We start from the raw sequence: 12,546 nt of genomic DNA, 5'->3' as shown, positions 1-12,546 counted from the left end.
CGACATCATGCTCCAATCTTAAAGTTTGGAACGGGAGGAATATCCGATGGATATCGACAATCTGCAGTCACTGGCCCTGCCTGAGGAGAAGAAGGCCTGGTTCGTTCACGACCGGTTCGGCATGTTCGTGCATTGGGGGCTGTACGCGCTGCCGGCACGCCATGAATGGGTCAAGAGCCGCGAAGAACTGAACGACGCCGACTACCAGAAATATTTCGATCACTTCGATCCCGATCTCTACGACCCACGCGAATGGGCGAGGCGCGCAAAAGCCGCCGGCATGAAATATGTGGCGCTGACCACCAAGCACCATGAAGGCTTCTGCCTCTGGGATACCCAGGCCACCGACTTCAAGGTGACCAACACGCCTTATGGGAAAGATCTGTTGCGCCCCTTCGTCGACGCCTTCCGCGCCGAGGGCCTGAGGATCGGCTTCTACTATTCGCTGATCGACTGGCATCATCCCGACTTTACGGTCGATCCGCGCCACCCGCAGCGCAATCATCCGGATGCGCTGAAAATCAACGAAGGCCGGGATATCAGCCGCTATGCCGCCTTCATGCGCGAGCAGGTGCGCGAGTTGCTGACCGAGTTCGGCCAGATCGACATCATGTGGTTCGATTTCAGCTATCCGCAGTGGAAGCTCGGCGAACTGGTTGGAAAGGGCCATCAGGATTGGGAAAGCGAGAAACTCGTGCGCCTGGTGCGCGAACTCGCCCCTGATATCATCATCAACAACCGGCTCGATCTCGCCGGCCTGCAGCCCGATATCGTCACGCCGGAGCAATATATGCCGCGGGCCCGGCCGCTACGCGACGGCAAGCGCGTCGTCTGGGAAGCGTGCCACACGCTCAGCGGCTCCTGGGGTTATCACCGCGACGAGGACACCTGGAAAAGCACGGAGCAACTGGTGCAGATGCTGGTCGGCACCGTGGCCATGGGCGGCAATCTGCTGATGAATGTCGGGCCGACGGCGCGCGGCACGCTCGACCACCGCGCGATAGCTGCCCTTGCCGCTTATGAGGAATGGATGGCGCTGCACGAGCGCAGCATTGTCGGCTGCAGCCAGTCCGACTTCACCGCGCCGGCCGATTGCCGCCTGACCCAGAATGGCGATCGTCTCTATATCCACCTCTTCAACTGGCCCTATCGCCATCTGCATTTCGATGCGCTGGCGGGCAAGATCGAATATGCGCATTCCTGCATGATGGCAGCGAGGTCACCTGGCTGCGCCCGTCCGCCAATACGTTATGGGCAAACACCCAGTTCCCCGTCGGCGAGGATCAACTGACATTCGTCCTGCCGGTGCGCCGGCCTCAGATCGTGGTCCCGGTCATCGAAGTCAAGCTCAAGGCAGGGAGTGCCCCAGGCGTCCAGGATTAGAAGGTGGTGACCAGCTTGCCTGAGCGGACATATACCCGCTCAGGAGAATGGCTCGGCCGGTCCCGCCGCCGGATGCCGACAACGGGCTCAGGGATTGGCTGCGGTAGTCTCCACGAAGAACTGGTTGAGCTGCTTCATTTCAAGCGCATGAGCGCGCTTTCTAAGAGCGACGGCCTGTTTGAGCGTCTCAAGCTCATCCGTTATGTCAATGAGATGAGCCTCGGCGACGAGCATCTCGGCTTCGATCCTTCCCTGCTCTCTCAATTGCCAGGCATCTCGGATGCGGAATTGAACGATGATCGTGCCGAAAAGCGCCGCGAGCGCCGAGCTCATCATAGGAAGCCATTGGGGAACGGCCGTGCCATAGGCCGAAAACAACGAAGAGAGGCCGCTCAGAACGATGATCCCCATTGTGAGAAAATTCCAGAGATACTGGTTGACCCTGGAGGATCGCGCATACCAGTTTCGATGCGTCCGCAGGTCACGCAAAGCCTGCCTTTTGATCTCCACCGTATCCGATGGAAGCATCCTTTCCGCTCTCTCTCGAGCAAACTCCCGTCTTGCTGCCAAAATCACGTTGATGACAACGATGGTTATCCCGAAGGTAATCATGAACCAGGAGATGTAGCTCAAGGGAATTTGGTCGAGGATGACGTTCGGAGGAAATTCCGGCTCAAAAACCTCAATTAAAGCGCCAAGCGATATCAAGAATACAGATAAAACAACAACCGCTATAGAAAGCATCCCTAATATATTTCTATATCGTGATGGCAATGGCATTTGCTGCTGCAAAGCAGGGTCATCGTCCCTCTTCCTGAACAAATCCATCACCCTATCCTCGGGGTTGGAGGTTTGACCACAGTCAAACTTGCAACACACGAAAAATCAAGTAACGTTTACTAATGATACTTGATTAGGCGATCGCCGGCGGCTCTATCGCTTGCTTCAGGATATGCTGATTGCCACCGGCCGGTCGAGATCGCGAGCGATATAATCCTGGATCTGGCGGACGATCTGCCCGGCGTGAGCGATCGCCAGCTGATCGGCCCGTTCGGCGTCGCCGGCCTCGATCGCGGCGATCATCTCCTCATGTTCGTCGACATATTGGCGCGGCAGGCGGTCGTCGAAGGTCGAATAATACAAGCGAAGAATGCGCCGGCCCTCGTCGAGCAGCCTGGCGAAGAAGGCCGTATAATAGGAATTGCCGGCCAGTTCGGCGATCGCCACGTGAAATTCGCGGTTCGCCTCGATCATCGCATAGGCGTCGCGCGCGGCAACGGCATCGGCGAAGTCCCTCTGATGCGACCGGATCACCTTCATGACTTCGGGGTTACGCCGCTGGGCGGCGCCGCGCGTCGTGACCCGGTACATCAGCGTCAACGCCTCGAAATAGGTGGGCAGGCTGGCGAAATCGATCGTCGCGACGATCGTGTTCCTGTTCGGCAGGGTCGTGACCAGCCCATCGGCGGCGAGCCGCAACAGCGCCTCGCGAATGGGAGTCCTCGACATCCCGAACCGTTCAGACAGCCGCACTTCATCGAGCGGACTGCCGGGCTCCAGCGCCATCGACAGGATTTCCCGGCGCAGCGTGATATAGACGCTCTGCGTGCCGGAACCGCGCACCCGCACATTATCCGCCTCGTTCTGCATCCGCGCCTCCGCTGTCATGAGAGCCTTGTATTGCGTTTCGGCCGATTCCCGCAACGGCAGTCTTCCGCCTGCAAATTTTAGGATCGCGCCGGATTGAATCTTGTCGACAGTTTGTATATAACGCAATCAAATTCAAGGAGGTCGATCGATGACAACAGGATGGAAGGGCGTATTTCCCGCCGTAACGACACAATTCAACGAAGATCTTTCCGTGGATCTGGCTGCGACCCAGCGCGTCCAGGACGCGCTGGTGAACGACGGCGTCAACGGGCTGATCGTGATGGGCACCTGCGGTGAGAACAATTCGCTCGATCCCGAGGAGAAGCGCACGATCCTGAAAGCCGCCGTCGAGGTCGTCAACGGCCGCGTTCCCGTTGTGACAGGCGTCTCCGAATTCGACACGCGCCGTGCCGTCGCCTATGCCCGCGACGCCGAAAAACTCGGCGCCGATGGCCTGATGCTGCTGCCGGCCATGGTCTATGTGCCGAAGCCGGAAGAGCTGATCGCGCATTTCCGCACCGTCGCCGAGGCGACCTCGCTGCCGATCATGCTCTACAACAACCCGCCGGCCTACCGCGTCAATATCGGCGCCGATGTGCTGAAGGTGCTTGCCGACGTGCCGAATATCAAGGCGGTCAAGGAAAGCGCCCCGGATCCGCGCCGTTTCACCGATCTCATCAATGAATTCGGCGATCGTTTCGATATCTTCGCCGGCCTCGACGACGTCGCGCTCGAAGGCCTGATGCTCGGCGCCAAGGGCTGGGTCTCCGGCCTCACCAGCGCCTTCCCGGAGGAATCCGTGCAGCTGGTGGCCGCCGCCGAACGCGGCGACTGGGAAGAGGCCCGCAAGATCTATCGCTGGTTCATGCCGCTTCTGCATCTCGATGCCGAACATGATCTCGTGCAGTCGATCAAACTCGCCGAGCAGATCATGGGCCGCGGCTCCGAGCGTGTCCGCCTGCCGCGCCTGCCGCTTTCTGGCGCCCGCCGCGCTGAAGTTACTGCGATGGTGGAGAAGGCCGCGGCCACGCGCCCCTCGAAGATCCGCCAGGCTGCCTGAGACAACGGGGCCGGCAAACGCCGACAAGCGGTTGCCGGTCTTTCCATTCTCGCTACTTTTCAGGCGAGAGCCCGTTGTCGCCCGGCCGCGGCAGACCTTCTGGCTTTCGTTCCTATCTCGTGTTCTTGGAGTTTCCGGAACGGATCAGGCTGTTTCGGCTGACGAGCGACGGTATCTGGAAAATATGCTCGGCAGCTGTGCGGCCTTCTATTCTGGAAATGAGGGTTCGCGTTGCGATCTGACCGAGTTCCCTGCCCGACTGGTCGATGCTTGCGAGATTGACGAGACCGAGGGCTGCCGTGGACGAGTTGTCGTATCCGATGACGGCGAGATCTTCGGGCACGCGCACACCCATTTCCATCGCTAGGCTCAAAAGGGTGATCGCGTCGAGATCGCTCCAGCAGAACACGGCGCGCGGCCTGTCTTTCCGCGATAGGAATTTTCGCATCGCCTCTTCCCGCTTTGGCGAAGCAATGGGAATTTTGCCGATCGCTGGCGAGGAGCCGAGCCCGCCACGCTGCATGGCCCGGCGGAACCCGATCTCACGCTGGCGGACCACGGAGACCGCGTGCCCCTGGCGCTCGCCAAGGCTGAGCATTTCGATATCGCGATAGCCGCAGGCCAGAAGCGCTTCCACGGCGATCTCCGCACCGCGCTGATCGTCTGCATTGATGGTATCGAAAGCCGTGGCGTTGGCATCGTGGTAACCGACCGCGACGATCGGTATCTGGACTGCGAATTTTGCCAGGATCTCCGAGGGCAAACGCGGCGCAACCAGGATAAGGCCATCCATCTTGTAGTCGATCATCGACTCGATCAACGACGTTTCCAGTTGCACGCGCGCATCGCTGACGCCGATCATCGCCTGATAGTGCGAGGGCGCCAGCACCCCGTTGACGCCGGCAATCACCTCCGGAAGAAAGGGATTGCGGATGTCGATCAGGAGCACACCGATGGTGAAACTCCGGCCGCGCAGCCCGCGCGCCGCCCGCGAGGGGCGATATGCGAGGGCCTCGATGGCATCCATCACCCTTGCGCGCAGTGCGTCACTGACGCCGTAAGCATTTCGCATCACCTTGGAAACCGCTGCGACCGATACGCCTGCATGAGCTGCTACGGTCCGGATCGTCACGCGATCGTTTCGTTGCGGCTTTTGTTTTTCTTCGACTGACATGAAATCTCTGACTTGCGGCTGCGGGCCGCCAACATCGCCCGCAGAACCACCATGACAGACTGGCAACGAAAATTCTATTGCGCTTCCGAAGAAAATGTAGAACGTTATATGGAGAACGTTCTACAACTCGTCGGGAGGACTTGATGAACTTTCAGCCGGCAGCCATCAGCGGCAACCTCGTTTTGCGTGCCTGGTCCGGGGATATGATCGCGCCACTATCGGATAGCGGTCAGGGAACGGCCGCAAGCTTCGTCTCCAAGACTTTTGAACATGATGGCGCCAAGCTTCCCGTCGAGCTCTTTATCTCCGCACTTGGCCTCTACCGCTGCTTCATCAACGGCGTTCGCGTCGGCGACGACCTGTTGACACCCGGCTGGACCAACTACGACGATCGCCTTGCCTATCAGCGATATGATGTCTCGGATCTGCTCAAGCCGGGCCAGAACCGCATCGAAATCTGGCTTGCCGACGGATGGTATCGGTCGCCTTTGATGTGGGGCGCCCAGGCGATCCCGAATTGCTGGGGCAACAGGATCGGCGCCATCGCCGATCTGCTCGGACCGGATGGCAACCTTCTTTCCACCGACACTACATGGCGAAGCGGTCTTCTGCCGATCCTGAAGTCCGGGATCTACTTCGGCGAAATCTATGATGCCCGCCAGGAAAATTACGCCGAGACCCATGGCACCGAGAAGCTGGACTTCGACAGGGCGCTGCTTGTCGCGCATGAAACGGCTGCAGTGCGCGAGTTGCGGCCACTCACCCCGGTTGACAGCTGGACCGACGATAACGGCAGGACCGTCTACGATTTCGGCCAGAATGTCGGCGGCTATGCCAGATATACGGTCCGCGGAACCGCCGGTGCCGAAATTCGGGTGGAGCATTCGGAGGTTCTCGGCCCCGGCCGTCATTTCGATAATCGCAACTATCGCACGGCGGCCGCCCATACCGTCTACACGCTGCGTGGCGACGGCGACGAAACCTACGCGCCGCATTTCACCTTCCATGGTTTCCGTTATGCGCGAGTGACCATCACAGGCGACGCAAAGATCCTGTCGATCGCATCCGTCCCGATCTCGTCGGTCCCCGATCCGGCCGGCGGTTTCACCTCGGGCAATGCGCTGGTCAATCGCCTCGTCGAGAATACCATCTGGTCGCAGCGCGCCAATTTCGTCGAAGTACCCACCGATTGCCCGCAACGCGACGAACGTTTGGGCTGGACGGGCGACGCCCAGGTATTTGCCGCAACCGCTTGCTGGCTGAGCGACAGCCAATCCTTCCTGAGGAAATATCTGCGCGACGTGATGGCCGACCAGCGCGAGGACGGCGCCGTCTCGCATTTTTCGCCGGATCCGACACGTCTGCATCCGGCCAACTTCCCGGGCTATGCCGGCTCGACCGGCTGGGGCGACGCGATTGTCGTCATCCCCTGGGTACTCTATACCCATTACGGCGACCGGGCGGTCCTGGCGGAATGCCTGGATTCGATGGTGCGTTGGGTCGATTTCGTCTGGTCGATCTCGGATGGTCCGCTGGTGCGCCCGCCGTCGCATTGGGGTGCCCGCGGCTTCACCTTCGGCGACTGGCTGCAGCCGGTCGGCGACAACCGGAAGCCTCGCCCGACGATCGCCGACGATTGCGCGGCGACGCTCTACCACTTCATCTCGACCGACCTTCTGGCAAGGATCGCAGCCACGCTCGGCGAGCATGCGCTTGAAGAGCGAATGAAAAGCCGCGCCGACGAGATCCGGCGGGCATTCACCAACGAATTCATCACGCCATCGGGACGGCTCGCGCATAACGACCAGACGTCCTATGCGCTCGCCTTCCTCCACGAGTTGATACCGGCCGAGCACAAGCAAGCCGCGCAGCAGCATTTCCGGCAGGTGATCATCGATGCCGACTACAAGATCGGCACCGGCTTCATCGGCACGCCTGCCCTGCTGCCGGCGCTGACGAAGCTTGGGATGGACGATCTGGCCGAAAAGGTCTTCCTGCAGGAAGATGTACCGGGCTGGCTCTATCAGGTCTCGAAGGGAGCGACGACGATCTGGGAGCGCTGGGATTCCATGGCGCCCGACGGCACCATCTACGAACCCGACATGAACAGCTACAACCACTATGCCTATGGCGCCGTCTGCCAATGGCTGTTCGAAAGCGTCGCCGGGATTTCGCCGAGCCCGCGCGCACCGGGATTCGCCGAGGTGATCGTCGATCCCGCACCGATTCCGTCCCTTTCGCCGGTTTCAGCCCATCATGACGTGAGCCAAGGGCGCATCGAGGTTGGCTGGCAGCGCAACGGCAACGAAGTCACCTATGTGCTGACGCTTCCGGAAGGCTGCATCGGTCGTTTCCGGCCCGGAAAGCGACATCAAAACCCGTCGCTCAATGGAGCGCCTGTGGCCGAGGAAGCCGTTCTTCCCGCCGGAACACACAGACTGGTCTTTTCCCTACCCGAATCTTGAGGAGCATACACGTCACACCGTTCAGAGGAGGAACGTCATGACACATCGGATAAAGCTCATTCTTGCCGGCACGTCCGCGCTTTTGGCATTGGTCGCGGCCGGTCCGTCGCATGCGGAAGTCACGCTGTCATTCCTGATCGACAATAACCCGGACACAGTCGCGGCGGCCGAGGCACTGGTTGCCGCCTATCAGGCAAAGGCACCCGACGTGACGATCGAAATCGAGCCGCGGGCCGGTGGCGGCGAAGGCGACAACATCATCAAGACGCGGCTGGCGACCGGCGAGATGTCCGATGTGTTTCTCTACAATTCCGGTTCGCTCTTACAGGCGCTGAAACCGACGCAGACGCTTGTCGATCTGAGCGGCCTGTCGTCGCAAGCGAAGGTCGACGAAAGTTTCAAAGCGGTCGTGCGTGCCGATGGCAAGCTCTATGGCGTTCCCTTCGGCACGGCGATGGCAGGCGGGATCCTCTACAACAGGAAAATCTACCAGGACCTCGGCCTCTCCGTCCCGAAGACATGGGCCGACTTCATGGCGAACAACGCGAAGGTCAAAGCTGCCGGAAAGGTCGCCGTGGCGCAGACCTATCGCGACACCTGGACCTCGCAGCTGTTCGTTCTGGCTGACTATTACAACCTGCATGCGGCCGTGCCGAACTTCGCCGCAGACTATACCGCCAACAAGGCAAAATACGCCGAGACGCCTGCGGCCCTGAAGGGCTTCGAACGTCTGAAGGACGTTCACGACGCCGGTCTGATGAACGAAGATTTTGGCGCGGCAAGCTACGACGATGGCCTGAGAATGGTCGCAACCGGCGAGGCGGCGCATTATCCGATGCTGAGCTTCGCGGTCGGCGCCCTCAAACAGAATTATCCGGACAACCTCAACGATGTCGGCTTTTTCGCGCAGCCGAGCGACGACGCTGCGACCAACGGCTTGACGGTCTGGATGCCGCCAGCCCTTTACATTCCGGTGACCAGCCAGCACGCCGAGGAAGCACGGAAATTCGTCGATTTCGCGGGAAGCGTCGAGGCCTGCAAGATCATGGTGGAAACCAACGCCGTTCAGGGGCCTTCCCTGATCGACGGCTGCGACCTGCCAGCTAGCGTACCGCCTGCGATCAAGGACATGCTCCCCTATTTCGAGGCCAAGGACAAGACGACGCCAGCGCTGGAATTCGTTTCGCCGATCAAGGGACCGGCTCTCGAGCAGATCACCGTCGAGGTCGGCTCCGGCATTCGCCAGCCCGCCGAGGCAGCGAAACTCTACGACGACGATGTCCGCAAGCAGGCCAAGCAGCTCGGCCTGCCCAACTGGTAGCGGTCTTTCGGGCCAGTTATCCTCGCTCCTGACGGAGCGAGGCTCCACCCGATCGAAGAGATTGAGATGACCGAGACACGCCGCCGCTCGCGCAAATCGCCCTACCCGCTCTGGTTTTTCATTCCCGCCGCCGTCATCTACGGCGTGCTGTTTCTGTTTCCGACGATATCGTCTCTCTGGTTCAGCCTGACGCGCTGGGATCTTTCGACGGCCGAATTCATCGGGCTTGAAAACTTTCGGCAATTCTTTTCCGAACCGTTTCTGGTCAAAGGGCTCGTCAACACGCTGATCTACGCCGTGACGACCTCCGGCCTGAAGACGGTCTGCGGACTGCTGCTGGCCGTGCTGCTCACCAGCAATATCTTCGCCCGCGGTTTTCTGCGCACGCTGGTCTTCTTCCCCGTCCTGGTCTCGACGATCGGCATTGGCATCACCTTCACGGTGATGATGCATCCGACCAAGGGCATCATCAATGTCACGCTCGAGACGCTCGGCATTCCGGGACCTGGATGGCTCACCAATCCGGCGCTCGCGCTTTTTTCGGTGGCTCTGGTCGATGTCTGGAAGGGTGTCGGCCTCGCCACCCTGATCTTCATCGCCGGTCTTGCCGCAATCAGCCCCGATTATTACGAGGCGGCGAGAATTGACGGCGCCACGCGTCTCCAGCAATTTTCCCGGATCACTCTGCCGCTCGTGCGTCCGGCCACCGTCATCGTGGTGACATTGTCGCTGATCGGCGGGCTCCGTTCCTTCGATCTGATCTGGGCCATGACCCGCGGCGGGCCCGGTTTCTCCTCCGACGTGATCGCCTCGGTCATCTACAAGCAATACCAGGCGGGTTTCTATGGCCTGTCGACGGCCGGAAACGTCATCCTGTTTGCGCTGATCGCTGCAATCATCCTGCCCTTCACCCTGTGGTTCAACCGGCGCGAGGTCGGGGAATGAGAAACGTCCGCCCTTATGTGACCGGCGCGATAGCCCTTGCGGTGGCTACCGTGATTTTCGTCATGCCGTTCGCCTTCGTCGCTCTCCAGGCGGTCAAATCGAAATCCGAAGCGTCCCGGCTCGATTTCGAATTGCCCGAGCATTGGCTGTTCTGGGATAATCTGGTGGCCGTCTTCAAGGCTCGCGACTATCAGCTTGCGCTTGCCTATTTCAACTCCACCCTGATCACGGTCGTCTCGGTCACCATCCTGATCCTGCTGTCGGCGATGGTCGGATATGTCATGCAGCGCCGCAAGACCGTCTGGAACAGGGTGGCCTCTATTGCCCTCTTCATGGGCCTGATGATGCCGCCGGCCGTGGTGCCCACCATCGGCCTGTTGCAGGATATCGGCCTGTTCAAGACCATGACCGGGATGATCCTGATCCAGGTCGCCTATAATCTCTCGTTTTCAGTATTGCTTTATCGGTCATTCATCTCGACCATACCGCGCGATCTCGATGAGGCGGCGCTGATCGACGGCGCCAAACCCCGGCAGATTTTTTTCAGAGTGGTCCTGCCGCTTCTGAAACCGGTGACCGTGACCAATGTCGTCGTGCAGTCAATCGCGATCTTCAACGATTTCACCAATCCGCTCTACTACCTTCCCGGCGAGGAGAACGTCACGGTGCAGCTGACGCTCTATAATTTCCAGAGCATGTATACGAGCCAGTACAATCTGCTCTTCATGAACATCCTCCTCGTGACGATCCCGCCGCTGATCGTCTTCATCTTCTTCAACCGGCAGATCGTCGCGGGTATGACGGCCGGCGGCGTAAAGGGGTAGCAAAATGGCTGAGCTCACTCTGAAACAGGTTCGCAAGAGCTTTGGCGCCCTCGAAGTCATCAAAGGGGTTGATCTCGAGGTTGCCTCCGGCGAGTTCGTGGTGTTCGTCGGTCCGTCAGGATGCGGGAAGTCGACGCTGCTGCGCATCATCGCCGGCCTGGAAGACACGACCTCAGGCACGTTGACCATCGGCGGCAAGGACGTGACCTATGCCGAGCCCTCCGAACGCGGCATTGCCATGGTGTTCCAGAGCTACGCGCTCTACCCGCATATGACCGTCGCCGAAAATATCGGCTTCGGCCTTTCGCTCGCCCACCGTCCGAAGGCGGAAATCGCCGCCAAGGTCGCGGCGACGGCGGAAACGCTGCAGCTCACCCAGCTCTTGGAGAGAAAACCGAAAGCCCTCTCCGGCGGCCAGAGGCAGCGCGTTGCCATCGGCCGGGCGATCATCCGCGATCCCAAGGTCTTCCTGTTCGACGAGCCGCTCTCCAATCTCGACGCTTCGCTCCGAGCCCAGATGCGCCTTGAAATATCAGATCTGCACGCCCGGCTGAAATCGACGATGATCTATGTCACCCACGACCAGGTCGAAGCGATGACGATGGCAGACAAGATCGTCGTCCTGAATGGCGGGGTGGTCGAGCAGATCGGCAGTCCGATGGAGCTCTACCGTAACCCCACGACACCCTTCGTCGCCGGCTTCATCGGCAGCCCGAAGATGAACCTGTACGGCGGCGAGACGGCACGGCGATTGAACTGCACGACCTACGGCATCCGCCCCGAACATATCAGGCTTTCGCAAGGCGCCGGACAATGGCAGGGCAGGATCCGGCATCTGGAGCGGCTTGGTGCCGACGCGATCCTCTACCTCGAGGTCCCCGAACTCGGCGAGATGGTCGTTCGCGCCGAAGGCGAGACTCCGTTTGCGCCCGGTATGACGGTCTGGGCAAATCCGGTCGAGGGAGCGGAGCATCGGTTCTGAGGCGCGCGCCGCTTGGCATCGATCCAATTGAGTGTCAGACGAAAAGCGCCGGCCAACATCTCGCTGAAAAGTCTGTGGAGTGTCAGGCGAGAAGTCGCGCGGGTTGGCCTTGGCGGACTAGCAGTTCGACGGCCTGCTTGTCGAAAGACACGACGGTCTCGCCGCCAAGCCATGCTCCTTCATGGGCAATCACGCCATCTGCGAAATCGCCACCCGCTTCCAACATCTCCAGTCCTGCTTCGACCGCAGGGCGGTTCATTGCCACATTGCCCGCGTTGAGCAGGTCGTGAACCGTCTGGGCAACATCTTCCTTCGATAGCTTGGCGCCTCGATGCAGTATCCAAGCCAGCTCGCATAGGCTCGACAGCGAAACCGCAATCAGCGATGCTTCCTTGAGGAGTTTTGCCGCTGACTTTCCCTGCTCGGCATCGTCCTGCAGGACGGCCCGAACAAGAATGTTGGTATCCACTGAAACTTTCATTCCTCGCCGGCCCAGCCTGAAGCTGCGATTTCGTTTATCTCTTCGTTGGTCAACGGCTTTTTCGGCTTGCCAGCACGCCGGCCCTCTTGCCGCGATCGACGCCCTCGGCGAGGCCGTTTATCACTTTCATGCCAAGGACACGTTTCTCAACGCATCTGTCCAGGCGACGACGAGCCGGTTGCAGAGCGGCTCGATCGTGAACATCGCCGCTCCCTCGTGGAGCTACATCAAGCTCTGCTACGGCCACGGCGAGAGCTGCTA

At 60.1% G+C, this 12,546-nt stretch carries 10 protein-coding genes and 2 pseudogenes; 7 read left to right on the top strand and 5 right to left on the bottom strand.

Translation table 11 applies throughout. The annotated features are described in order from the left end of the window. Window positions 1-46 precede the first annotated feature (46 nt). Window positions 47-1,383, top strand: a pseudogene (locus tag EEQ99_RS01860) (alpha-L-fucosidase). 87 nt (window positions 1,384-1,470) lie between these two features. On the opposite strand, the gene EEQ99_RS01855 reads toward EEQ99_RS01860, so the two are convergent. Together EEQ99_RS01855 and EEQ99_RS01850 are read right to left on the bottom strand one after the other, a co-directional pair. Next, the gene (locus EEQ99_RS01855; RefSeq protein ID WP_063475873.1) at window positions 1,471-2,211 is read right to left on the bottom strand and encodes a DUF4231 domain-containing protein; all 741 of its coding nucleotides are present in this window, start codon (window positions 2,209-2,211) and stop codon (window positions 1,471-1,473) included. Window positions 2,212-2,328: 117 nt separating this feature from the next. Continuing rightward, window positions 2,329-3,033, bottom strand: coding sequence for a GntR family transcriptional regulator (locus EEQ99_RS01850; RefSeq protein ID WP_127429923.1), 705 nt, complete (start codon window positions 3,031-3,033; stop codon window positions 2,329-2,331). Window positions 3,034-3,181: 148 nt separating this feature from the next. On the opposite strand from EEQ99_RS01850, the gene EEQ99_RS01845 reads away from it, so the two are divergent. Next, a complete protein-coding gene (locus tag EEQ99_RS01845; RefSeq protein ID WP_097622491.1) occupies window positions 3,182-4,093 on the top strand; it encodes a dihydrodipicolinate synthase family protein in 912 nt (303 codons plus the stop codon). 112 nt (window positions 4,094-4,205) lie between these two features. Here the strand turns inward: EEQ99_RS01845 and EEQ99_RS01840 are convergent, their stop codons facing one another. Next, window positions 4,206-5,267 (bottom strand): LacI family DNA-binding transcriptional regulator, encoded by a 1,062-nt coding sequence (locus tag EEQ99_RS01840; RefSeq protein WP_097622490.1) that lies wholly within the window; start codon window positions 5,265-5,267, stop codon window positions 4,206-4,208. A 143-nt stretch (window positions 5,268-5,410) separates the two neighbouring features. Between EEQ99_RS01840 and EEQ99_RS01835 the strand changes: the two genes are divergently transcribed. From EEQ99_RS01835 to EEQ99_RS01815, 5 genes are all read left to right on the top strand, one after another. Then, window positions 5,411-7,732, top strand: coding sequence for an alpha-L-rhamnosidase (locus tag EEQ99_RS01835; protein ID WP_127429922.1), 2,322 nt, complete (start codon window positions 5,411-5,413; stop codon window positions 7,730-7,732). A gap of 37 nt (window positions 7,733-7,769) precedes the next feature. Beyond that, window positions 7,770-9,053 carry an ABC transporter substrate-binding protein gene (locus EEQ99_RS01830; protein ID WP_047612371.1) on the top strand — a complete coding sequence of 428 codons (1,284 nt, stop codon included), beginning with the start codon at window positions 7,770-7,772 and terminating at the stop codon, window positions 9,051-9,053. Window positions 9,054-9,119: 66 nt separating this feature from the next. Further along, complete coding sequence (locus EEQ99_RS01825) at window positions 9,120-9,998, top strand: carbohydrate ABC transporter permease (protein ID WP_097622488.1); 879 nt, start codon at window positions 9,120-9,122, stop codon at window positions 9,996-9,998. After that, window positions 9,995-10,822 carry a carbohydrate ABC transporter permease gene (locus tag EEQ99_RS01820; RefSeq protein ID WP_127429921.1) on the top strand — a complete coding sequence of 276 codons (828 nt, stop codon included), beginning with the start codon at window positions 9,995-9,997 and terminating at the stop codon, window positions 10,820-10,822. Before EEQ99_RS01825 ends, EEQ99_RS01820 begins: the two co-directional genes overlap by 4 nt. A gap of 4 nt (window positions 10,823-10,826) precedes the next feature. Continuing rightward, window positions 10,827-11,804, top strand: coding sequence for an ABC transporter ATP-binding protein (locus tag EEQ99_RS01815; protein WP_097622486.1), 978 nt, complete (start codon window positions 10,827-10,829; stop codon window positions 11,802-11,804). An 82-nt stretch (window positions 11,805-11,886) separates the two neighbouring features. Here EEQ99_RS01815 and EEQ99_RS01810 read toward each other — a convergent pair whose 3' ends face one another. Next, on the bottom strand, window positions 11,887-12,285 hold the full coding sequence (locus EEQ99_RS01810) for a type II toxin-antitoxin system VapC family toxin (protein WP_097622485.1): 399 nt from the start codon (window positions 12,283-12,285) through the stop codon (window positions 11,887-11,889). Beyond that, window positions 12,282-12,368 (bottom strand): annotated as a pseudogene (locus tag EEQ99_RS35445) (AbrB/MazE/SpoVT family DNA-binding domain-containing protein); the annotation flags it as partial. The pseudogene EEQ99_RS35445 and the gene EEQ99_RS01810, both read right to left, overlap by 4 nt. Between the last annotated feature and the right edge of the window lie 178 nt (window positions 12,369-12,546).

Origin of the sequence: Rhizobium anhuiense, from assembly GCF_003985145.1 — a bacterium.
GTDB classification, from domain to species: domain Bacteria; phylum Pseudomonadota; class Alphaproteobacteria; order Rhizobiales; family Rhizobiaceae; genus Rhizobium; species Rhizobium anhuiense.
Note: the sequence above shows the minus strand (reverse complement) of the source record. Positions and strands in the feature narration are given on the sequence as shown.

What these genes read in the sequence shown, in the direction of transcription:
- EEQ99_RS01855 (WP_063475873.1), bottom strand. Translation starts at nt 2,211, where the DNA reads ATGGATTTGTTCAGGAAGAGGGACGATGACCCTGCTTTGCAGCAGCAA.
- EEQ99_RS01850 (WP_127429923.1), bottom strand. Translation starts at nt 3,033, where the DNA reads ATGCAGAACGAGGCGGATAATGTGCGGGTGCGCGGTTCCGGCACGCAG.
- EEQ99_RS01845 (WP_097622491.1), top strand. Translation starts at nt 3,182, where the DNA reads ATGACAACAGGATGGAAGGGCGTATTTCCCGCCGTAACGACACAATTC.
- EEQ99_RS01840 (WP_097622490.1), bottom strand. Translation starts at nt 5,267, where the DNA reads ATGTCAGTCGAAGAAAAACAAAAGCCGCAACGAAACGATCGCGTGACG.
- EEQ99_RS01835 (WP_127429922.1), top strand. Translation starts at nt 5,411, where the DNA reads ATGAACTTTCAGCCGGCAGCCATCAGCGGCAACCTCGTTTTGCGTGCC.
- EEQ99_RS01830 (WP_047612371.1), top strand. Translation starts at nt 7,770, where the DNA reads ATGACACATCGGATAAAGCTCATTCTTGCCGGCACGTCCGCGCTTTTG.
- EEQ99_RS01825 (WP_097622488.1), top strand. Translation starts at nt 9,120, where the DNA reads ATGACCGAGACACGCCGCCGCTCGCGCAAATCGCCCTACCCGCTCTGG.
- EEQ99_RS01820 (WP_127429921.1), top strand. Translation starts at nt 9,995, where the DNA reads ATGAGAAACGTCCGCCCTTATGTGACCGGCGCGATAGCCCTTGCGGTG.
- EEQ99_RS01815 (WP_097622486.1), top strand. Translation starts at nt 10,827, where the DNA reads ATGGCTGAGCTCACTCTGAAACAGGTTCGCAAGAGCTTTGGCGCCCTC.
- EEQ99_RS01810 (WP_097622485.1), bottom strand. Translation starts at nt 12,285, where the DNA reads ATGAAAGTTTCAGTGGATACCAACATTCTTGTTCGGGCCGTCCTGCAG.